This window comes from Candidatus Dependentiae bacterium, assembly GCA_040878395.1.
Taxonomy (GTDB): domain Bacteria; phylum Babelota; class Babeliae; order Babelales; family Vermiphilaceae; genus JAKBEL01.
This window is the reverse complement of sequence record JBBDMI010000010.1, coordinates 47,100-69,672: the sequence shown is the minus strand read 5'-3', so window position 1 is coordinate 69,672 and position 22,573 is coordinate 47,100. Positions and strand designations below refer to the sequence as shown.

At 35.3% G+C, this 22,573-nt stretch carries 23 protein-coding genes; 16 read left to right on the top strand and 7 right to left on the bottom strand.

The features are described from left to right. Window positions 1-11: 11 nt before the first annotated feature. Complete coding sequence (locus WD055_04325) at window positions 12-2,276, bottom strand: tetratricopeptide repeat protein (GenBank protein MEX0849432.1); 2,265 nt, start codon at window positions 2,274-2,276, stop codon at window positions 12-14. 193 nt (window positions 2,277-2,469) lie between these two features. On the opposite strand from WD055_04325, the gene WD055_04320 reads away from it, so the two are divergent. Genes WD055_04320 through truB form a run of 3 tightly spaced genes read left to right on the top strand, consistent with a single transcriptional unit; the run spans window position 2,470 to window position 5,108 of the window. After that, window positions 2,470-3,114, top strand: coding sequence for a hypothetical protein (locus WD055_04320; GenBank protein ID MEX0849431.1), 645 nt, complete (start codon window positions 2,470-2,472; stop codon window positions 3,112-3,114). 12 nt (window positions 3,115-3,126) lie between these two features. Then, window positions 3,127-4,323 carry a tyrosine--tRNA ligase gene (gene tyrS / locus WD055_04315; protein MEX0849430.1) on the top strand — a complete coding sequence of 399 codons (1,197 nt, stop codon included), beginning with the start codon at window positions 3,127-3,129 and terminating at the stop codon, window positions 4,321-4,323. Window positions 4,324-4,325: 2 nt separating this feature from the next. Beyond that, a complete protein-coding gene (gene truB, locus WD055_04310; protein ID MEX0849429.1) occupies window positions 4,326-5,108 on the top strand; it encodes a tRNA pseudouridine(55) synthase TruB in 783 nt (260 codons plus the stop codon). A gap of 69 nt (window positions 5,109-5,177) precedes the next feature. Here truB and WD055_04305 read toward each other — a convergent pair whose 3' ends face one another. Beyond that, entirely contained in the window at window positions 5,178-5,813 is a 636-nt protein-coding gene (locus tag WD055_04305) for a hypothetical protein (GenBank protein ID MEX0849428.1), read from the bottom strand. Window positions 5,814-5,859: 46 nt separating this feature from the next. Beyond that, complete coding sequence (locus WD055_04300) at window positions 5,860-6,549, bottom strand: hypothetical protein (GenBank protein MEX0849427.1); 690 nt, start codon at window positions 6,547-6,549, stop codon at window positions 5,860-5,862. A 168-nt stretch (window positions 6,550-6,717) separates the two neighbouring features. Here WD055_04300 and WD055_04295 point away from each other — a divergent pair, with 168 nt between their 5' ends. After that, window positions 6,718-7,359: a hypothetical protein gene (locus tag WD055_04295; GenBank protein ID MEX0849426.1), complete on the top strand. Its 642-nt coding sequence runs from the start codon at window positions 6,718-6,720 to the stop codon at window positions 7,357-7,359. Between the two features lie 10 nt (window positions 7,360-7,369). Further along, window positions 7,370-8,812: a hypothetical protein gene (locus WD055_04290; GenBank protein MEX0849425.1), complete on the top strand. Its 1,443-nt coding sequence runs from the start codon at window positions 7,370-7,372 to the stop codon at window positions 8,810-8,812. On the opposite strand, the gene WD055_04285 is transcribed toward WD055_04290, so the two are convergent. Continuing rightward, window positions 8,809-9,168, bottom strand: coding sequence for a hypothetical protein (locus WD055_04285; GenBank protein MEX0849424.1), 360 nt, complete (start codon window positions 9,166-9,168; stop codon window positions 8,809-8,811). The two genes, WD055_04290 and WD055_04285, sit on opposite strands and share 4 nt — an antisense overlap. Before the next feature lie 210 nt (window positions 9,169-9,378). Here WD055_04285 and WD055_04280 point away from each other — a divergent pair, with 210 nt between their 5' ends. Genes WD055_04280 through WD055_04270 form a run of 3 tightly spaced genes read left to right on the top strand, consistent with a single transcriptional unit; the run spans window position 9,379 to window position 12,587 of the window. Next, window positions 9,379-11,232, top strand: a complete 1,854-nt coding sequence (locus WD055_04280) for a hypothetical protein (GenBank protein ID MEX0849423.1) — start codon at window positions 9,379-9,381, stop codon at window positions 11,230-11,232. Window positions 11,233-11,247: 15 nt separating this feature from the next. Next, window positions 11,248-12,090: a hypothetical protein gene (locus WD055_04275; GenBank protein ID MEX0849422.1), complete on the top strand. Its 843-nt coding sequence runs from the start codon at window positions 11,248-11,250 to the stop codon at window positions 12,088-12,090. Between the two features lie 26 nt (window positions 12,091-12,116). Continuing rightward, window positions 12,117-12,587: a hypothetical protein gene (locus WD055_04270; GenBank protein MEX0849421.1), complete on the top strand. Its 471-nt coding sequence runs from the start codon at window positions 12,117-12,119 to the stop codon at window positions 12,585-12,587. A gap of 61 nt (window positions 12,588-12,648) precedes the next feature. Here WD055_04270 and alr read toward each other — a convergent pair whose 3' ends face one another. Both alr and WD055_04260 read right to left on the bottom strand, forming a co-directional pair. Next, window positions 12,649-13,839: an alanine racemase gene (alr, locus tag WD055_04265; GenBank protein MEX0849420.1), complete on the bottom strand. Its 1,191-nt coding sequence runs from the start codon at window positions 13,837-13,839 to the stop codon at window positions 12,649-12,651. Window positions 13,840-14,173: 334 nt separating this feature from the next. Next, entirely contained in the window at window positions 14,174-14,740 is a 567-nt protein-coding gene (locus WD055_04260; GenBank protein MEX0849419.1) for a hypothetical protein, read from the bottom strand. 167 nt (window positions 14,741-14,907) lie between these two features. Here WD055_04260 and WD055_04255 point away from each other — a divergent pair, with 167 nt between their 5' ends. The 6 genes from WD055_04255 (at window position 14,908) to ftsZ (ending at window position 19,597) form a co-directional block, all read left to right on the top strand. Continuing rightward, on the top strand, window positions 14,908-15,642 hold the full coding sequence (locus WD055_04255; protein ID MEX0849418.1) for an RNA methyltransferase: 735 nt from the start codon (window positions 14,908-14,910) through the stop codon (window positions 15,640-15,642). A gap of 80 nt (window positions 15,643-15,722) precedes the next feature. Next, a complete protein-coding gene (locus WD055_04250; GenBank protein ID MEX0849417.1) occupies window positions 15,723-16,013 on the top strand; it encodes a hypothetical protein in 291 nt (96 codons plus the stop codon). Window positions 16,014-16,018: 5 nt separating this feature from the next. Further along, window positions 16,019-16,195 carry a hypothetical protein gene (locus tag WD055_04245; protein ID MEX0849416.1) on the top strand — a complete coding sequence of 59 codons (177 nt, stop codon included), beginning with the start codon at window positions 16,019-16,021 and terminating at the stop codon, window positions 16,193-16,195. Window positions 16,196-16,377: 182 nt separating this feature from the next. Beyond that, entirely contained in the window at window positions 16,378-17,121 is a 744-nt protein-coding gene (locus tag WD055_04240) for a hypothetical protein (GenBank protein ID MEX0849415.1), read from the top strand. Window positions 17,122-17,132: 11 nt separating this feature from the next. Further along, entirely contained in the window at window positions 17,133-18,362 is a 1,230-nt protein-coding gene (gene ftsA / locus WD055_04235) for a cell division protein FtsA (GenBank protein MEX0849414.1), read from the top strand. Window positions 18,363-18,379: 17 nt separating this feature from the next. Next, window positions 18,380-19,597: a cell division protein FtsZ gene (gene ftsZ, locus WD055_04230; GenBank protein ID MEX0849413.1), complete on the top strand. Its 1,218-nt coding sequence runs from the start codon at window positions 18,380-18,382 to the stop codon at window positions 19,595-19,597. A gap of 43 nt (window positions 19,598-19,640) precedes the next feature. Here the strand turns inward: ftsZ and WD055_04225 are convergent, their stop codons facing one another. After that, window positions 19,641-20,369 (bottom strand): hypothetical protein, encoded by a 729-nt coding sequence (locus WD055_04225; protein MEX0849412.1) that lies wholly within the window; start codon window positions 20,367-20,369, stop codon window positions 19,641-19,643. A gap of 119 nt (window positions 20,370-20,488) precedes the next feature. Between WD055_04225 and WD055_04220 the strand changes: the two genes are divergently transcribed. Further along, entirely contained in the window at window positions 20,489-21,595 is a 1,107-nt protein-coding gene (locus WD055_04220) for a hypothetical protein (GenBank protein ID MEX0849411.1), read from the top strand. A gap of 111 nt (window positions 21,596-21,706) precedes the next feature. Beyond that, a complete protein-coding gene (locus WD055_04215) occupies window positions 21,707-22,426 on the top strand; it encodes a polyphenol oxidase family protein (protein ID MEX0849410.1) in 720 nt (239 codons plus the stop codon). Window positions 22,427-22,573 lie beyond the last annotated feature (147 nt).

The following is a 22,573-nucleotide window of genomic DNA, read 5'->3' as shown; positions in this document are numbered from 1 at the left end:
TCAGAAAGTAATTAGGCTACAGTTGTCAATTGAGGTCCGTAGTGATCATGTAGCTGTCCAATGAGTTGTTTTGCTTGAACTCTTACTTTTGCAGATGTTCGTTTATTATCAGCTAATATTTGTAGCTCTTTTAGTGATGCAGGTGCGTCGCCCATTTTTTCATAGCATGTTGCCAGGCGAATGCGTATTTGTGGCAGTTTTTCCCATTCCGGCTCAATACGTTTAAAGCAATGTAAAGCATCTTTGAGATTTTCTTGCATTAAATAAGATTCGCCTAAATTATACCAAACGCGTATATCGTTAGGTCTCTGTGCCAAAATCTGTTTATACACATTAACTGATTGGCCAAACTGTTTTGAAAGATAATATGCATTTGCCAAACTGAACATCACTTCAGAATCGGACGGATTGCATTCTAAAGCTTTATGATATGCCCAAATTGCATCGCTGAATTCTTTTTGATTAAATGCCGCACGAGCATATGTTTTGTAGCCGAATTCATTATCAAGATCTGCAATGGTACATGCTTTTTTGAAACAGTCTAATGCCTTTTTGTTTTCATTTTTTTCTGCAAACATGCGACCCATATTGAAATATGCTTTGCCATAATGTGGGCGTAATTGTAAAGCAGTTTTTAGGCATTTTTCAACTTTATCATACTCTTTTTTGCGCAAATAGAATGATGCTAAGTTGTTATATCCTTCAGGATAATAAGGGTTGATGCGAAGCCCTTGTTTGAGAGATTCAATTGCTTGATCAAGGTGATTTAAATGCGAATAACACACGGCAACATTATTCCATGGATCAGGATAGGTGTTGTCCATTTGTGTTGCTTTTTTAAAGTAAGGGATTGCGTCTTCATATCGCTTGTATATTTGGGAAAGTTCAACAGCGTAGTTGTTGTATGCACGAGCTTTGCGCGGAGCATTCTGTATGATGTTCATCCAAAATTCAGTTCCTGAACTCCATACAGAGTTGCGTTGCCATGTTGCCAGACTGAGAGGCACAATGAGGAGTGATGCCATAACAGTGCGGGCTTGGCGTGTTTGCAATGTCTTTTGATGCTGTTTTGTTCTGGATACAATAAGTTCGATTGCTTTAATAATAGCGCATGCCAAAATTAATAACCATCCAATTGATGCGGTATAAGTCTTATAATCAACCAACAGTTCCGGTGATGGAATGATGCTTGATCGTGGTGCAATACACATAAAGAACCATAATGCGCCAAAACATAGGACATGAGTTTTATGTGTATATAAAATACGAAAGATAGTGAGCCCAATTATTACAAGTGTCAAAAAGGGCAAAAAGCAGTCGGGGGCAAAAAAACCACGTGCCAATACCCAGTCATATTCAACACTGATGTTAAATGGCCAAATGAACATCCAAAGGTAATGCAATATGACTTTAAATTGTGAAATAAAGAATGACCAAGTGCTAATTTTTGCTTGTGGATTTTCAGTGATGATATTGCCAATGTTGTTTTTTACTTCCATATTTAAACAAAGAATGTTGGTAAAAAATGATGGCTTTAAAAACCATAGGTAGATTCCTACAATAAGAACAAACACGCCGGTATGTAGCCACCAGCGCTTTTTGATTGATTCCCATGATCCGTGAGAAACAAAAAACCAATCGACTAATAATAAAAGCAATGGGGAAATAATTGCGATTTCTTTGGTGCAACATGAAATAATGGCAATGCAAAATAAAAGTATCGAAAGTAATAATTTTTTGATAAACGTATTTGCATAACAAAGGTGTAAGAATGTTAACACCATTGATAAAATTGCCATGCAGGCTAGGCCTTCGAGTTGCCCTTGAATCACATATGATACGGTTTGTGTTTGCACCGGATGCAGTAAGAATAACATTGAAGTAACCGTTGCGATGCTTAATGCATTTCGTTTAAAAAAATGTTGTCCTTTACTTCGGAGGAGAGCAAAAAGGATAATAAAAAACAGAAGAACTCCATTTGTTGTGTGAATCATTAGATTGCCCATTCGATATGAAAAGGGATCGAATTTGCCAATGCTATAGTGAATAGCATTTAACCAATAACTAATCCATCGTGGGCCGGAAAAGCATAAGCTTAAAAAATTGTGATGACGAATATAAAAATGCTTTTGAATATTTGCAATGTCATCAAATTGAAATGCATAATGCAGCGATGGCCAATAGGTAATTGCGGTGACAATTGACAGTAAAACTGGGGGAAGTAAACGATACAATAATGGTAATGTTTTAGATGAGCCGATTGGTTTTGGCATCATATTCTCCTTGTCTTTTTTTTAGCTTTTTACTTGTTTGCTTGTAATATGGGGTAAGTCTACTGTGCCCGAATTTGTTTGTCGAGAGTGAAATCCTTCTTATAAATGATTCTTTCAATTTGACCAATCTGTGTGCCTCATCTAAACTTAGCAATGAGTATTCTGATCTGATTATATCAAAAAACAATGGAGTATCATGTTACACGACATTATTATCAACTTACAAAAGTATCTGGCCCTTCTTTTGGCCTATGGTTTTTCGGTTACTATTGCAGGAGCAGCAAAGGCCTGGATTGCAAAAAAAGCTGGTGATTATACTGCAGATCATGCAGGTTTTTTAACTTTAGATCCATTAGTTCATGTTGATTTTGTTGGTATGATAGTGCTTTTAATGACTGGATTTGGTTGGGGGCGTGAAGTGCCGGTGAATATGTATAATATTTATGCACCACGCAGAACAGCAAAAATTTTAGCTGTTTTTTATTCTTCAACGATTGTACATATTTTAATTGGCGTAGCGATTATGCTTCTTGCCTCAGGATTGAATGTTGTGCAAGCACTTTATTTGGGTTCAGCCGTAGTGGGCAAAACATTCGCAATTATTTTGCAAGGCGCAATGGGGATTAATATTTTCCTGGCAATGTTACGTTTTATTCAAGCCTCAATAGATTTAATATTTATGCAAGTAATTGAACGACATCCTGAATATGGCATGTATATTCAATTGGGCTCGCTGGTTGCAACATTAACACTCTTGTTGGTTTTGGGTAGACAAATTCAAATGTTGTTTGGTTATATCACATTGATGCTGTCTGCAATGATCTTAAACTTTTTTGTGTAATGGAAGTGAATTATGGATATTGAAAAACAGATTGCAAAATTATCTCATGGCGCAGTACAAGTTTTGCCGGTTGAAGAATTAAAAAACAAATTAAATAAAAAAAAACCGTTACGTATTAAACTTGGTGCCGATCCAACTTCTCCAGACTTACATTTAGGTCATGCTGTTGTGCTTGCAAAAATGCGTGACTTTCAAGATTTGGGCCATGAAGTTATTTTTTTGATTGGTGATTATACTGCACGTATTGGTGATCCATCAGGAAAATCAAAAACGCGCCCAACTTTAAGCAAAGAAGATATCAAAAAAAACATGCAAACCTATTTTGAACAGGTTGGTAAAATTTTAGATCCAAAAAAAACCACCGTGCGTTATAACAGTGAATGGTTAGATAAACTTGATAGTTCAGATTTTTTAAAATTGTGTGGCAAAATTACTTTGGCGCAAATTACTGAACGTGAAGATTTTGCAAAACGCATGCGCGAACAACAACCGATCGGTTTTCATGAATTAATGTATCCATTATTACAAGCATATGATTCTGTTGCATTGCAAGCGGATGTTGAGCTTGGCGGAACGGATCAAACATTTAATTTATTGTTAGGTCGTGATTTGCAACAGCAGTTTGATCAAGAACCGCAAGTAGTCATTACTATGCCATTGCTTGAAGGTTTGGATGGTACGCATAAAATGTCCAAATCATTGGGGAATGCAATTGGGTTAGCCGAACCGGCAAACGAAGCATTTGGTAAATTAATGTCAATTTCAGATGAATTGATGTGGCGTTATTTTGAACTTTTATTGGGTGTAACAAAAGAAGATTTGAGCGTATTACAAGAACGTATTGCTGCAGGAAATTTGCATCCAATGGCACTCAAAAAACAGATGGCGCATGATATTGTTGCAAAGTTTTGGACGATGCAAGAAGCTGATGAAGCACGAAAACAGTTTGAAGATGTTTTTCAAAAACGTGATCATACAGCAGCGCAAGAAGTTGCATTATCAAAGGATGTTTCAAACCCTATTTGGATTGTACAATTATTAAAAGAGCTTAATGCAATTAAAACAACGTCTGATGGCAAACGATTGATAGAACAAAGAGCTGTTTCAATCGATGGCGAAGTTGTTAAAGATTTTAAGGCTGAAATTGTCTTGAAAAAAGGTATGGTTGTCAAAGCGGGTAAGCATAAGATCTATAATATTTTAATTTAGCTATGTCAAACGAACATAATATTATTGGTTTTTTATTAATTAATAAGCCAAAAAATCTTACCTCTCGCGATTGCATTAATAAATTGCAAAAACTATTGCCAAAAAAAACAAAAATTGGCCATGCAGGCATATTGGATATATTTGCCACAGGACTGCTTATAGTGGGTATTGGACGAGAGGCGACTCGTTTTTTTAAATACCTTATGAAATTAGACAAACAGTATGTTACAAAAGCCACATTGGGCAAGTTGACCAATACATTGGATTATACCGGCGAGCTTGTCAAAACATGCGATAAGTTAGTAACTGCTGAGCAAATTGAACAATCAATAGGTTCTTTTGGCGATAACTATAATCAAATTCCACCACTTTTTTCTGCACTGAAATGGAAAGGAGAGCGTTTATCTGATTTAACGCGGTCGGCAACACGCTTGGATAAAAGTTTAGATTTTATTTTACGCACAAAGCAAAAAAATGTAGATCTGTACGATATGAAATTAATTCATTTTAATTTTCCTGAACTGACATTGTTTGCGCATGTTTCTCATGGCACCTATATTCGTTCATTGGTTAATGATGTTGCACAAAAATGTAATTCATGTGCAACGATATATGAGCTTGAACGTACGGCAATTGGCCCATTTAACGTTGGGGATGCAGTTGCATTGCAGGATTTGCATTCTATTGAAGATATTCAGCAACATATAATTGATGTTGATACTGTTGAACAATGTTATAAAAATTATCTTAATGATCGAAAAGATCTGTTTAAAATGAAAATATAAAAGAAGAAAGCTCAAGGATATTTTGGCTCTCTTCTTTTATTTAGATGTTTTGTTTATGTCGCTGGCTTATTATCTTGGTTCTTTCCCTTCCATGTCGCAACCGATTTCTTTGGCAAATGCAAACATATCAGTATTTTCTTCATAGTCATGAGCCTTAACGCATTGATAGAATGATTCTAATGTTTTGCGTAACACATCGCGTTTTTTAATCATATCATCATAGGCTTCTTTAAGTGTATTTATTTGTGCAATGAGTTCGTCAGCTTTATCTTCATTGAGATCAAGAAGTGTTGCGTATGCTGCTTTGAGTTCTTCAATTTTATTTTCAAGACGTGCTAATTTTATGTTGAGTGTTGCGATTTCATTCTCAAGTGCAGCAATATTTTTTTTTGTATCAATGATATTGTTGTTTTTTTTAGCTATCGTGGTTTCTAAGTTGCTGATAGTGCGATCATAATTTTGTGCTTCTGTTCTGATGCATGCAAAAAGTGCTTTTCGTTCATTACCTCTTTTGCGAAGTTCAGAGCACCATGGTTTAAGTTTTTCGTTCCATTCGTCCATAAATGCTATTTGCTCAGTAACTTCGCCTCCAAACTGTTCTAAGTTATTCAAGATATTGTCCATTTGTTGATACCAATCAGGTACTTGTATTGCAGCAATGTTTAAGGTAAACAGGAGTCCGGCTAATATATTTTTATTTTTCATGTTGTTTTCCATTTTATGGTAGTTATAATGTTTAATTATTATGAGGTTATTCTTTTTTTTCTTTGATTGTATTCGATTTTTTGGTATTTTTTTTGCATATAGATTTTTCAAGCTCATCCCAATCGATACGGATTTCCGCGTTGTATTCCTGCAGTATTTTGTAGTATTGCTCCAGGTTGTTTCGGAACAATTCTCTTTCGGCAACTGTTTTTTGATAATCTTGCATAAGTTGGGCAATCGTGTTCATAAGCGCTTTTGCTTTTTCTTCATCTTCGCCTATAAGCTCTTGATATGATTTATTAACTTTTATTATTTCTTCTTCTAGATTTTTGATATGATTGTTTTTTTCGGCGATTTCAAGTTCAAGAAATGCAATGTGTGAACTGAGTTCATCAATAGTTTTATCTAAATTTTGAATTGCAGTATTCAGTTCATTGATGTATGTGTCCTTATCGGCAAAATGAGTGTGGATACACTTTATTAATTTTTTGCGTTGCTTTACGCGCAAAACAAGTTCTTCCGGTGGAGTTGCGAGATTGTTTCGCCATTCTTGATAAAATGCTTTACTTTGGTCAAAGCTTTCTTTGAGCCCGGCACTTGCAGCAATTATTAGTTCGATTTTCTTTGACCAATCAGGAGCTGAAATTTCATCTCCTGGTTTCGTTTCCGCTTTAATCTTAATGTAGGATGATATTCCAATAGGAAATAATATGGCCCATAAAATGTTATGCTTCATGAGTGCTCTTTCTTTTTATAAAAAAGGGTTATAGATCTGTGTGGTAACTTTAAAAATATAATAAATACGTATGAATAGGGTCAATGAATTTAGTCTTTTTTGCATTTTTTCAAGATTAGGATTATTGTTTTTTAATGTTTGCATGGCATACGTAAAAAAAGGAAATCCATGAGAGAAGCCATAATGAAAAGCGTTCATATTTTATTAGCGTTATGTATCTATTTTAATATAGCTGCTGATCAACATGCGTTTTTTTTAAGTGCGGTTGATGATGTCGCTCATTATACAGAAATATTACAGGTGCAATTATCTCAATTACAAGGACAGCTTGACGAGCTTAATCAGATGTCATCGTGTGATTGTCTTGATGAGCATGTGTATGTTTCTTATAATGTTTTTGAATCTAAATTAAATGCGCTTGATGATGTTGTCCAAGAGTTTCATCAAGAATTTCATGCGGCCATTGAAACAGTTTCTATAAGCACTTTAGATAAAGTATTGGAGTATATAACTACATACACATTTGCAGGAACAGATCAGAGTTCACAGCAGCATATTACTAATGTTGTTCAAGAGGTTCTTGAGATTAATCGTATAAAATTAAGCAGTTCTAAGAATGTCGTTATTATGAAGGTTGATGATGTATGGTATGCATCTCATTCACCAGATCATATTGAACCTTTTTTTCAATTGCGTGAAAGTGACCATAACTTATGGTATGGCGACAATGAGGATCTTTGGGGATATGATAAATTTGGTAAATTATTTGTTATTGATAAAAATAATAAGCGAAGAATTGTAACCGGTTAAATATAGTAGTATGAAGCATATATATTTTTTATTTCTGTTGTTTATTGCGCATAATGCATTATCGATAAATGACGCTGAGCAATATGACAAACTGAGTTCTTTTAGTAATCATAAGTCTTTGGCTGATGCATGCGATCAATGGAATCCTGTGCCCATATGTAAGCGTTTATGTGATAGATCATCTCGCTTGGTTCCTAATAACTTTTTGACGGCGCAACTTATTGTGCGACATCTCTCGGCCGATTCAGCTCGTATGCAAGATGCATGCTGTCGAACTCAAAACGTATCCATTCCTGATTTTGTATTTGGTAGGGACATTCTAATTAAGAATATTTTTCTTGCCTCAAAGCTTGCCGATGAAGGAAAGTTTACCTTGCCGGGCAGCGCTCCAGCATTTGGAGCTGATCAAAGTGAACAGTATATTGCTTGTACTGCTGATACAAAGCTCAAGATTGAAGGATCTTTTCAGGAAACCAATGGTGAGTTAAGCTTGTTTTCTACATTTGTCATGTATGATTGCGTTAAATTAGCAACCGGTTTTTATGTCCCTGTTCGGCATATCGAACGTGATTTGAGATTACAATGTGTTGATGGGCAAATTACATGCGGGCGACCGGATAATATTACTGGTGAAGATAATATCATTCAGTTTTTTAGTGATTATGTTGATTTTAATGATTATATTTTTAATGGTATTCTGGCTCCTAAATGTATTGAATGTAATCTCCATCAAAAGCGTACCGGTCTTGGTGATGTTTCAGTTGCGACTATTTTAGATTTTGCCGGGTATTCAGATTGGTGGCAAATTGCTCGTTTTGGTTTGGTTGGTATTTTGCCTACGGGTGAAATTCGCAACGGTAATATTTTGTGGGAAATTGAATTTGGAACCGGCGCCTTTCGTTTTAAGCCATTTATTGATATTCATATGTGGACCGGTTATCAATATTTTAATCCACGTTTTTATTTAGATGTGATTATTTCAGCGCCGTTTCATGGACAGCGGCGTATTCCACAAAAAAAAGATAAAAAATCGGAGCTATTAATTCCGCCACGTTTCCAGCCATTTATCGTTTTGCCTTTTGACGATTTTGATGCAACAAAACGTGAGTTTGCAGATGCTGCTTCAACGACCCGTATTCATTATGGCACACAGGTTGATGTGCTTGCGGGTAATCTATTTTTTAATATTATGCAATCGGCTTTTTCTGCAGGACTTTTTTATGAAGGAACCTATAAAGGTTCGGACAGGTTAGCGGTTGTATGTCCAAAAGCAAAATTTAATACGTACTTGCTGGAGAAAATTAGCAATCAAATTGCACATATGATTCGTTGGAATGTGCAATGGACCGGTGATGGACAAACTGTTTTTGAGTTTGGATCTCGCCATGTTCTGGGCGGTAGAAACACGTTTAATATAAATGAGATTTTTGCATCAGCAATTATCTATTATTAATTTTCATTGTCAGGTTGTATGCATAGTTCATGACCGAGTTCTTTTACAAATGTTTCAAATTCAGACTGTTCATTTTGTCTTAGGAGTTCATTCATGATGTATAACTTTTGCGAAAGAGATTGGTGATCAGCAGAGGTTATAAGTAGTTCATTAATGATGCTTTCAAGCTGGCTGATATATGCTTCAAATAAAACCTGTTCACCTTTATAGGTTTTATTGAGCAGATGGCAAATTACACTGAATGTTTTTAAACTTTCGCCCATAATGTCGATTTTCTTTTGCAAGCATTGGCATGAACTTTGTCCTAGTGTAGGGTAAAATGCTCCGAGTATGATTAATATTAATTGGTTTTTCATCTGTTTTTATCCTTTTTTTTCATTCTTTTCTTTGAGAGTACACTTATTCAGGTTGGGGTTCAATATAATGATAAGTAATATAACAACAGCAATAAAATGCTTAAAAACACCTTTATCGAAGCTTTTAAGGTACCTTTTTAATTGACAAATATGGAAACTTTAGTACAATTATAATATATTAATTTAGCTATAGTTCTCGGAGGTTTCAATATGAAAAGTCTTACTCTACTACTGTTTTTATCTGTTTTATGTTCAAGTCATTTCAGTTTTGGAGCTGATCCTGATCAGGAACGTGTGTATAGACTATTTATACCTGGCTCTCAGGGTCGAGCGGGTGTTTTTTTTGACGTTTCAGAGTCAAATTGTAGTGAGATGTTGAGGATGTCGTATATAGATCAACATAAGCAAGCTTGTTTTAACTTTATACCTCAATTTTTGTATGCAGGGCAAACGCATGATGATCTTGTTGCATTGGCAACAAAATGTTGTAAAAAAGGAAATAGGGCAGAGTCTCTTTTAGAGGTATTGTTACACGATAAGTATCTGCTAAATGTTTTACAGAGAACACATGATTATAATGATACTTATAGTCGGATGTTTAGTCGTGTAGTGGTTGATCAGTATGCTCATTTAATAGACAGTGAAACCGAGCTTTGTACATTGAATAATCCAAAAAGTTTAGGATTTAAACTTATAGTAGATAAAAAGATTGCGCCTTCTTTAAGAACATTAGCGATAAAAAAAATTGCTGAAGCTACAACTTCAACTCTCAAAGAAAAGTTTTTAGATTATGAGAGTTACTTTGATCATTTGCATGGTACTATGCAACAATTACCTTGGCCTCTACAAGCACCACTTTGCAATGTCATGGTTCATTCTTTTCCGGAGTTGAAATATGAAATTAATGTTAACATTCAAGATAGCACTGATAGGTTAATCAGCTTTAACAATGATGGTCAGGTGTCGTATTGGGACATTGCAGGGAAATCATGGAAAAGTTTTAGCAATATACTTCCGGAAAAAGAGTACGAACAAATTTATAATGAACAAAATCTCGAAGATGAAGATGAAGAAAACTTGTTAGACATTTACTTAAAGGATATTTATTCGCTTGCTTCTGCTAAAAATGACGTACTCATTTATTGTGCAACGGTGAGTGATATTTTTGTTTATGATATGAACGGAACCTATAAATATATGTTCAAGACGGGTCTTGATGTTCACGCTGACTGTGATCCTGAGTATGCTAGAATAACAATCGATAATAGTGCTCAATATGCAGCCATGCTTATGCCTATTAAAGTAGCGGGTGAAGAAAAACATCGTATTATTATATATAAAAAAAATGAAGAAGGGTGTTTTCAGGATGTTTATAGATTTTTTGATATAAATGTTTCGAACTCCTTTTTTAATAGTATTTACTTTGATTCTGAGGGTAAACTGGTTTGTTTATTTTCAGGCTCTAATTATGTAAGTTATGTCATTGATATAGATAATGATGATGCACCTGTGCAGAAAGTTGTTATGAGTGATTTTGAACGCATAGCATTTTGCAGCGCTCGTGTTTTTCTTGGTCGCTTGGCGAAAAAGAAAGATTTCAAACAGATGCAAGATCTTTTGGGGAATAAAGATGTTCAAGCATTAGTGAGTCCAATTGGGTTTGACATGCTTAAGCAATATGCCTTGGATAAATTTACTCAAGAGTTGTGGCGTTATCGTCATTTGGATTCTAATAGCTCAAGTGGCAAAGAAAGTGATACGTCTGATAGTTTAAGCTCTGAAGATTTCTGTAGTGAAGAAGATGCTGTGTCTGATGATTCGGGCAGTGAGATGAGTGATGTTTCGCATGACGATTCTGATGTTGATGCAAGTGATTTGTTGTTTAATGAAGAAAAATATCTTCTGGATCTAGTTAAAGAAATTATACAGATAAAACATGGTATAGTTGATGAAGGTGCGGATGTAGATATGCCGCAGGCTGCAATAAGTTCAGGCTCAAAAAGAAAAAGATCCGGTTCAGATAAAGGTAAAGAGGAAGATCTTTCAATGATGAGAACAGAATAATATTTAAGGATGTTTATGGTGAATATAATAAAAAAAATAGTTTCATTGTTGTGTATTAGTTTAGCAATGGGTTTATATGCAGCTGACACTCCACAAAATGTGCACGTGGTGCCGTGGACTTATAAAAGAGGGAAACCGGTTTTTTTGTTTAATGCTTATGTTGGTAATGAACGTACGCTTAACATATTAATTGAGCTGTTTATGGGTAAAAAATATCAGGAGCAGACATTAAAAGATGCTGCGTCAAATCTGTTTGTTGAAGCAACAAGATCAGCATTTTTAACGGGTACAGTTGAAGGTGATGGTTTAGCTTTTCTTGATAGTGCAAGGGATTATATAAAACATAAATTACACACCTCTTTTGAAGTTGATGGCGCAGCAGTGTTTTTCCCCCATGTAGAGTATAAAGAACCTAGTGAAATGGATTCATGTGATAAGGATCGTGATGGCAAAAAAATATGGATATATGCAAAAAAGCTTTATAAAATTATCGATTCAAATGAAAATAGGTTTGTTCGGAAAAATAGGGTATGTATTTTGAGTGAGTCATTATGCAAATTATTTAAAACATACAAATTAAGCTTTGACACTGCGCAATTAGCAAAAAGAAGGGATTGTGAAAGGAAAGAGCGGCTTAGGCTTTATGCAAAAAAAAGAATAAGTGAATTCAGTGCTGAAGATATTTTGAAACTTCATAATGATACTACTAATATATATGATATTGAATATTTGCGTGCAGTAGCAGGTCAACGAGAGACAAAACATGTCTCTGAAGAGATAAGGAAAAAAGGTTGGGCAGCACATAGTTGGCTTCTTTTTAATAATGAGCAATATTGTAAAGAGCATGTGAAAAACTGACTATTTAAGTGAGTGTTACGAGAATTATGCATAGATTATTATTGATTTTTTGTTTGATGCCGGGTGTTGCATTATCTGCAGCTGATACTCTGCAAATGGTCAAGGTAATTCCGTGGGCCTATAAAAGTAAAAAAAATAATAAGCCTTTTTTTTTACTGCGTGTACAAACTGAAGGTGAAAGACAAATATTGCATCCATTTAATATACGCGTTGAAGATAAAAAAAAACCACAAGAAGTGGTGACGGATATTTTTGATGTTAAAAAAAACATAGCTCCATTTTTAGTTGATGGGGCAGTTTTGTTTTTACCCAGAGTTTCTTATACAGTTTATATGCGTAAAAAGTTAGTGAGTATTAATGATACGTGGATGAATGCTAAAAGGTTGTATGAGATGATCAATAAGGGTAAAAAAGCTTTTTCCCGGGATCATGTTCTATATCTTTTGAGTGATGATTTATTTGATCAATTAAAACGGTTTCAGTTGTATTTTGAATAGTTCGTGCTTCGACAAGCTTACATTTTCGCAAAGCTTCACCGTATACGGCAGTACAGGTTCCTCAACTTCGGTGAGCGCATTCGTGTATTCCAGCCGATGTTGAAATTATGGCTGACACGCAGGATGAATCAATTATGCGTGGAATGTGCGCACTCAAGCGGGTTGTGATTTCACGTGGATTGAAACTTTCCATTTGTTTAGCCAAATCATAGGCGGTAATTCCTTGATGATTTCCCATTAATATAACTTCAGTTCCTATTTTTGCTGATGGAATATCAGTAATATCAACAGTGATAACATTCATTGCTGTTCGACCAATAACCGGTGCATATCTATTTTCAATTAAAACATTGCCAACGTTTGACAGTCTTCGATGATAACCATCTGCATAGCCAATAGGTAAAAATGCTAGACGAGTTTTTCGAGCTGTTTTGTAGGTAAGGCCATAGCCAACTAATTTATCTTTTTCGATAGTGCGCGTGCTGCAAATGTGTGTTTTCCACGTTAGAATTTGCTTTAATGTGAGTTGATATTTTTTATATGCGTCATCTTTAACTACTTCTGATGGCCATAGGCCATACATGCCTGCTCCAATGCGCATAAAGTTGGTATACCCATTGCTTTGTTTGATGGTAGCTGAAGTTGCATGTGAATGTATGTATGGAATTTCTATTTGGTTCTTTTTTAACTGTTTAATTAAGTTTGCAAAGTGTGCAACCTGTATGTCGGTATATTGCTGATCAATATTTTCAGCGTTGGCAAAGTGAGTAAAAATACCGTTTAATGCAATGTGAGAATTGTGCTGAAACATTTGTATTATCGGTAATATTTCATTTGGTAGAAATCCAAAGCGAGATAAACCTGTATCAACTTTTAGATGAATACGTGCAATAGCTTTATGTTTTTGTGCTGCCTTGATTATCAGTTCAAGACTATGTGTATCGTAAACCACTAAATCAATTTGCTGTGCAATTGCCAGATAAGGATCTTGATCAATAGAGCACATAACTAAAATATTTTTTTTTGATCCTAATGTACGGATGTGTAAAGCCTCAGAAAGTGATGCAGTGCAATACCAGTCGATTAAAGGATGATTTTTAGTAAGTTCGATAATCTGATCAATGCCATGACCATATGCGTTTCCTTTGACCACAAATGCAAGATGCGCATTGCCAATGATACGTTTATATTCGGTAATATTATGTTCCAGTGAGTTGGCGTCAATTTCGAGCCATGAATTTTGCTTTTGCATGTTGTATTGCCTTATTTCTTATTTTTCAAAATAACTGATAGTATATCATGGACAAAATCAAGAGGCGATTTGAAAAAAAAAGTTGTCAAATCCGAAATGCAAACTCGGATTTGTAAGGTTTCAGAAGCGATGCAATGACAATCGATTAAAGGATTACCGTTAGTGAGTTTGAGGCTATGGTTATAAGCGTTTTTATTGACCACAAATATAAGATGGCAATTGCAAGTATGTTTGTACTAGGCAATGTTATGTTTAAGTAATGAGGCATTAGTTTCAAGTTATGAATTTCAAAAGGACTGCTTAATAAACAGTCCTTTTGAATTAGACGTGGTTATTATTTTTTTTGAATGGAAATTGGTATTTGTGTGCCTTCTTTATTGGAAAGTTGCACAAGTAGTTCTTTTGAGCTCTCGTTGTAAGTGATCTCGATTGAGTTTAAATCTATTTCATGTTCAAGAGGGATTGTTTGATTACTAGAGCTATAAAAAGCTTTAGAGAAGGATTGGTCGTCTTTTTCTTCATCACGATGTTCTTCAGCGCTGGTTTCCACTAAAAGTATGCTTCGTGCATAACGACTTTTTGATTGTGTGATGCGAGCTTTAAAGTCGGCATGATCGATAGTGATTACATTATCATTAATATGAGCATTAATGTCGCCGGATTCAATGCCGCTAAATGTTAAAGATACACCATTTTTCTTATTTTGGCTCGTTAATTGCGGCATTCGGCCAGATAAAGAGGGTTTATTTTTTGTAAAAGCTTGATCCATTGCTTTTTGCATGTGAATAAAACCTTCTTCCATTTCTCTCATAGCTTCTTGCATCCAATGTATAGAGCCAAAAGGTTGTATTGATAGAGGTGACAAAAGATAAATCAAGGGAAGATAAAAGCGTTTTTGCATGATAACTCCTTTAATTTAAAATATGTTATATATATTAAAACAATGAGCTATATATATAAATATCATAATATATTTTTTTTCAAAGTATTGTGAAAATAAATATAAAAACAGCTTTTAATATTTAAAAGCTGTTTTTATATTTATTAAAAAAGGGTATAATAGGTACTATGCAGAAAAATAAAAAAATAAAAACAAAAATCATGCAGGGTGAACCCGTTTATGGTGTTCATTCAATTGTTGAACTTTTAAAGGCAAAAAAGCGTAAGCTGCTTACATTATATACAACAGATCCAAAGCCGAAATCGTTTGTTCAGATAGAAGCGCTTTTGCCAAAGTATCCGGTTACTATTAAATATGTTTCACGCGAAACACTTACTAAATTAGCTGGTACGCCTGATCACCAATCAGTGCTTGGTCTAGCTGCACCATTTGGCTATCGAAAAGTTCCATTCGACCCACAAAAACAACCATTTTTATTGATGCTTGATGGGATTCAAGATGTACGCAATTTGGGTGCTATTTTACGTTCTGCATATTGTACCGGTGTCGATGGAGTAGTGATTACGCAAAAAAAATCTGCGCCATTACAAGCAGCTACAATTAAATCATCTGCAGGATTGGCAGAGCATTTGCAAATTTATTTGGCCCCTTCGGCACAAGCGGCAGCACAAGAACTTAAAGAGGCTGGATATAATCTTTATATTACTAATTTTAAAGGTGAAAATGCTGCTCAAATTACTTATAAAAAACCATTATGTTTGGTTATTGGCAGCGAAGGCAAGGGTGTGAGTCCTTCAATTTTCAAATATGGTACTCAAGTAACCATTCCACAACGTTCTGTTGATATTTCATATAATGCATCGGTAGCAGCCGGTATTATGTTGTTTCTTGCTTCTCAGTAGTAGTAACAAAACAGTATTCTATTACACTTTTAACATTTTTTATGCAGGATTAAAGAGAATGTTAAAGGGAGCTTATTGTCATGATACTATTTCTTTTTATGCTTTTATTTTTTAACACATCACTTTTTACTGCCGATTATAAGTTAACAAATCCTGTTTTACTAAAATATGTTTATGACGTATGGGAGCCTGAAGGTTTTACTTTAGGTCTCTATTTTGAAGGTAGATCCTATAAAGATGACAGGTTGATAGGGATTGCATTGTATGGATTGTTAAAGCCGGAATCTATAGCTATGTGTGACTATGATAGTTATATTATTAATATAGTTCCTCGAGCGGGAACATTACAAACTCGTTTTTTGATGCTCTAAGTGGCGTGCTAAAATATTTAATGCAGCTTGAGCAAAAGGAAGGTGCAGTTGAAGTGCAGATGGAAAATCATGTTGATCAACAACTGTATGATTATTGTGAATTTATTCCTTATGTTTTAGTAGGGTGTAATAGAAAAAAAAGATACTTATATACAAAAAACATAGAAAGGAGAGAAAGATGAGACGTCTCGTTCACAAATATAGGTGGTTTTTTATTGTGATTATTTTGATGATTGCATTCGGTTTAACTTTTTGGTGTGTTTCTTGTTGGGTGCATTAAACATAAATTAATTTTCTATACTCTTGACCTTTTATAGGCAAAACTTGTAATAACAATATAAGGGACTTATAAAAGGGGTGAGCAATGAAGCTCAAATTAGGGTATATAAAAAAAGCGCTCTATGTATGTAGTACGCTTGTTTTTCTTGTGAGTATACATATAGTATCAATTTATGTTTTTGCAGTGCATCGTTTTTCTGTTGCATATGATGTGCATTTGTCAAAAAAAGCACAAGATGAGATTAGTGCTTATATTCAATCTACACAGATGTATGTTGATGAAAAGCCATCAAAGATTGCGCAACTATTGCAAGAGGCATTTCCATTTATTAGTCATGTTGCATGTTGGTATAAACCCAGTTTTGTGCATATAGAAGTTGAAGCGCATTATCCTTGTTTACAACTGACTCATGAACAAATTCAATCACACGTGATAACAGCTCAGCAGGTAGTGACTCATAATAATTATTGTGTGTTGGCTGATTATTTTGAACCGTATTGCTATGAAGGAATGCCAAAATTATACATAGCTTTGGATAATCAAGATAATCGCTTACCTGCAGATGTATTTGCTTATCTGACTTCAATAGAACCTTCATTGATTAAAAAAAGTTCTATTATTTGGCGACATCGACATGAAATTGCATTTGATTTATATCAGCAACCTGCGCGTTTATTGTGCAATTATGATAACAACATAACACAGTCTTTACTTGATTCTTGTGATAGCATTGCACAAGAACTTATCAATAAAACGATTTATGCAAAAGGATTTTGTGCTGATGTGCGTTTTGAAGACCGTATAATTATTTCGAAATTAAAAAGTTAGGGGACGCAAGCATGGCAAAAGTATTAAAAGAACGTTTAATGACCTCTATCGATATTGGGACAACAAAAATCTGTGTATTGGTTGCGCAGCAAACAAGTAAAGATAATGTTGAAGTTTTAGGTATGGGTAAAGCGCCTTCAGAAGGTTTGCAAAAAGGTGTGGTTGTTAATGTTGCAAAAACAGTCCAATCAATTAAGCAAGCAATTAAAGAGGCTGAATTGGTGTCAGGTGTTTCTGTTGAATCTGCTTACATTGGCATATCCGGCGCACATATCCGTTCATTAAATTCACACGGAGTGGTGCCGATTAAAAAAGGTTCAGTTCGTGCTTCAGATGTTGAACATGCATTGGCCGCTGCACAAGCAATTCCGGTGCCGGAAGGATATCAAGTGCTGCATGTGTTGCCACAATATTTTATTATTGATGGGCAAGAACGATTACAAGATCCGATCGGTATGCATGGCATTCGGTTAGAGGTGCAAGCGCATATTATTTTAGGGGCAATTGCATCGGTACAAAACTTAGTCAGTTGTTGTGAAGCTGCCGGTGTTCAAGTTAGAGATATTATTTTAGAGCCATTAGCTTCAGCGCAATCAGTATTGAGTGAAGATGAGCGGCAACTTGGCGTTGCACTATTGGATATTGGTGGAGGCACGGCAGATTTGGCGATTTATCAACATGGGACGATTGTTCATACTATGGTATTGCCAATTGCGGGCAATCATTTTACCAGCGATATTGCTATTGGTTTGCGTACTTCAATAAAAGATGCAGAGCGAGTAAAAGTTGAACACGGCACGGTAAATTTACACGAAGATGATAAAGATATTCATGTTGAATTGGCCCAGGGTGGAAATTCGACAACTATTTCAAAAAATATACTCGGTATGATATTGCATGCACGAGCACAAGAGATGCTGCATTTTGTACGACAAGAAATTGATGATAAACATCTAAAGACATATTGTACATCCGGTTTAGTTATAACAGGTGGGGGTTCCCTGTTAAATGGCATTGATACTGTTGCAAAAACCATTTTTAATATGCCGGTGCGCATTGGAAATTTACATGTTTCTTATGCATTGCCGGGTACGTTAGAAACGCCGATTTATGCAACCGGTTATGGTTTATTGCTTCATGCATTAAAAATGAAACATTCGCCATTTAATTCTGATGTAGATGGTCCATTTGTTAAACGCGTAGCTACGCGCATGAAATCGTGGGTAATCGATTTCTTTTAAACTGGGGAGAATAGGGAATGATAGATTTGGTAAAGCAAGAGCATGAATCTCGTGCTGCTTCAATTAAAGTAATTGGTGTAGGGGGAGGTGGAGGTAATACTATTAATAGTATTATAGAGTCAGGTTATGAAGGGATAGAATTCGTTGCGGCAAACACTGACGCACAAGCTTTGAATTTATCAAAAGCTTCTGCGTGTTTGCAAATTGGTATTAAATCAACCAAAGGTTTGGGTACCGGTGCAAATCCTGAATTAGGCAAGCGTTCAGCCGAAGAGGATATGGATAAAATTCTTGAGGCAGTTGGTGATGCTGATATTGTTTTCTTAACTGCAGGTCTAGGCGGTGGCACCGGTTCTGGCGCATTGCCGGTTATTGCACATGCATTGCGTGAAAAAGGTACATTGTGTATTGCCGTGGTAACAAAACCATTTATGTTTGAGGGTAAGCGGCGAGCAAAAGTTGCCGAAGGAGCGCTTGAAGAACTTAAAAAACAGGTTGATACATTAATCGTAATCCCCAATCAAAAATTGTTATCGATCGTTGATAAACATGTTTCTATGATTGATGCATTTTCAATGATTAATGATGTACTTGGTCAATCGGTAAAAGGTATTTCTGATATTATTACTAAACCGGGGCATATCAATGTTGATTTTGCCGATGTGCGTGCCATTATGAAAGATGGTGGCCTTGCTATTATGGGTACCGGTAAAGCCGGCGGTGAAAATCGTGCTCAAGAAGCAGCATTGAATGCGGTGTCATCTCCATTACTTGAAAATATGGATATTGAAGGAGCGCATGGCTTGTTGCTCAATATTACCGGTGGCCCTTCACTTGGTTTGCATGAGATTTCTCAAGCAGCAGAGGTTATTTATGACCAAGCAGAAGAGGATGCAAATATTATTATCGGTTCTGTAATTGATGAATCTATGGATGAAGAGGTTTCAGTTACTGTTATTGCAACCGGTTTTCATGAGCGTAAAAACGTGGAACAAGCAAAAAAAATAGAAGAACAAATATTTGCCTCAGTTGAACCAAAACCAACAGCGCATGTAAAATGTGATTTGTCTCCTGAACAAAAAGCAACGGAGTGGCAAGCAAAGGAATCCAGTTCTGACCAAGCACCGGTTCAAGATCAAAAAAATGAGATAAGGCAGGAAACTTCATTGCTTGATATTAATGCTTTGGATATTCCTGCATTTATGCGTCAACAACAAAAAGAAAAAGAAGAGTAGAAATAAAAAGGGGCCGTATTGGCCCCTTTTGAAATTGATTGGATTATTGGTCAGATTTTGTACGTATTGCATCAATTATTTCTTTTAATTTTGGATTATCTGCAGCTAATTCATCTAACTGTTTTTTGCCCGCAGCTATAAGTGCTTGCTTTCGTTCTAAATTTTCTAATAATTCTTTTCTTTGTCTATCGAATTGCTTAGCAAGATATAGTTTTGCACATTCTATTGCTTTTTGCTTGTCTAATACTATTTTGTGCTCTCTGAGTGTTTTTTGAAAAACGCTATAAGCAGCGCAATCTTTTTTGAATTCAGATTCGTCAAATATCATGTTTTCATACTTGACTGTTAGTCCATATATAAATGCCGCTGCCTCTGTTGTTAGCAGGAGCTTTAGTTTTTCGGGGTTTTCTTTGGGATTTTGATGTTGCATAACTCTTGAGCCATGTTCTATAAATGATCTCAAAGAAATGCTTATATATAATTTTGCAACCAGTTCAACTTCTTCCTCTTTTTTACAAGATAAAAGAAACTTCGGTAAATTTTTAATTACATGTGTGTTGCCTTTTATGATTTCTTCCGACCATACTTCAATTTCTTTTTGATTTGATAGAAATAAAGATGCCTCATCGGGTTCAAATATTTCTTGAAAAAGGTTTGTTAATACTTCATTTTGTGTTGGAGCTTTTTCAAGAGCTTTATCCGGATCTGCACACTGGACAATAAAACAAGTCATTAATAATAGAGAGAGAGAAAACATTTTTGTGTTAATCACGTTAAACCTTTACTAGTTAAACTATTTATTTATTAATAATAATACCCTTTTTGTTTAGACGTGTAAATTATGTAATACTTAACAGTTCTATATGAAACTTTTTATTCAAAAGGCTTGTTGTGAAAGACAAAAAATATTACTCGCTATTATGTGTAGCATTAATTATAAGTTCAACTTGTGATGCACATAGGCATCGTGATTTTGCATCGAAGCATGTATATAAAGATGATATGCAAAATGCATTTTGGGGTGCATTGACTGTTGTCGGTGCCGTTACAGGGATCTATGCATTTGGGCGATGGTGCGGTCTGTGGGGAGCCCCTTCAAATGAAGTTTTAATTGAGCGATGTCGAAATGATTTATCCAAGATTGACGGTTATCAGTCTCTCATTCGTTTGGCTCATCGTATGCAAAAACAACATGGTAATATGGCGTATTATTTTGATGAAGAATTGCTTTATGAGCTTGCGATAGCAAAAGGAAGATCTCGCACAATTAACAGTTTAATTAAAGATATAAAGCTCACTATTACCGATTTAAAATCTAATCGCAGTGCGATTGAAAAACGTATGCTTGATCTTTCTCATAGTGAACAATGGCATGAAGTTAAGTATGTGTACAATCGTATGGATCATTTGGTCCGAAAGAGTAAAGAGGTCCTGTTTGAACTGGAATCTTTTTATGCATTGTTAGCTGAACATCGAAGTTATTTTCAGCTGTTTGAAGTTGAAGATTCTTTGGCGCGTGATTATCGTAGAGAATTTGAGCTATTACAGCGATATGCAAATGATCAATATGCGCTGGCAAAAGCGATGCGTTCATCTATTTTGAGTAAGCATTCAGGCGCTTTTGCATTAATCAGTTTTGTGAAGAAATTAAAGCAAGCTATTTATTCACTTGAGCAAGCGCTTGAACGTTCGGCATATAATTATGCAACGCGTATTTCTTATGCACGCAGTTTATTGGGTAGCTTGTATTACATACAAGAGATGGTTATTTCTGATAAAGAGTACATACGTTCACTCGCTGAGTATGAACGCGCGCAACGAGAGAAAGAACGTTTGCGTTTAGAGCGTGAACGTGTGCAAACCGAGCAACGCATTGCTGCTGCAAAAGAGCGTGAAGCATATGCAAAGGAGCGCGAAGCTCGTGCAAGAGAAAGACAAAATAGGTTAAAAGAACAAGAGATGTATGAGTACCGCATGCAAAGGCAATTGCACTGGTAAATTATCCATTTGCAACTTAAAAAATGAGCGCTATACTACTCAAATGTACCCCCTCACAATTGAGGGGGTTTTTTACTCATTAATATTGATCTAAAGGAGATTGACGATAATATGCTATTGCATAGTAACCCATTATTTGCTATTTATTTTGGTAGTGCTGAAGATGATCTTGAACCTGATCAGTATTTACATTATCCACCAGGTATACGTCTCCTTTCTATAGAGCCATACAAAAAATTAAAAAAAATGATGCAGCTAGAGCGTTTAAATTTTTTGCATCAAATACACTCAAATAAAGGAATTGTTGTTGCACAAGATAAAATTGAGCCGTTCAAAGTTGACGGTGATTTTTTAGTTACGCAAGAAAAAAAATATGGTATCGGTGTTATGACTGCCGATTGTTTGCCCATTATTTTTTATGATAATTTCCATCATGTAGTCGCAATTGTGCATGCAGGCTGGAAAAGTTCTGTCATGCAAATAGCGCCAAAGATGGTACAAAAAATGCAAGAACTTTATGGCACAAAAGTTGAGCATTTGCGTATTTTCTTTGGTCCTTCAGCAAAAAAATGCTGTTATCGTATAGGTGAAGATTTCTTAGTTCACCTTGAACCATTTGGCTTTGCAGATCAAGTTGTATACACAGATGATGATGGTTTACGTTTTGATTTGTCATTGTTTAATCGATTACAATTAGAGGGTGTAGGAGTGCCAAAAGAGGCTTTTAAGATGGAATATAATTTTTGCACTATTTGTGATACGCGCTATTGTTCTTATCGTCGTGATGGTAAAAATGCATGTCGTCAAATGACTGTTGTTGTATTAAAGTAAAAAAAGGTTGAAGTTGGTGGATTGATACCAGTTATGCTATACTTTGTTTGGCTTGAGTCTTTGAGTGATTTTATTTACTTTTAGTTTAAATATTCCATAGACTCTTGTGTATAATTTGAATTTTTTATAAAGATCTTTTTGGGGATT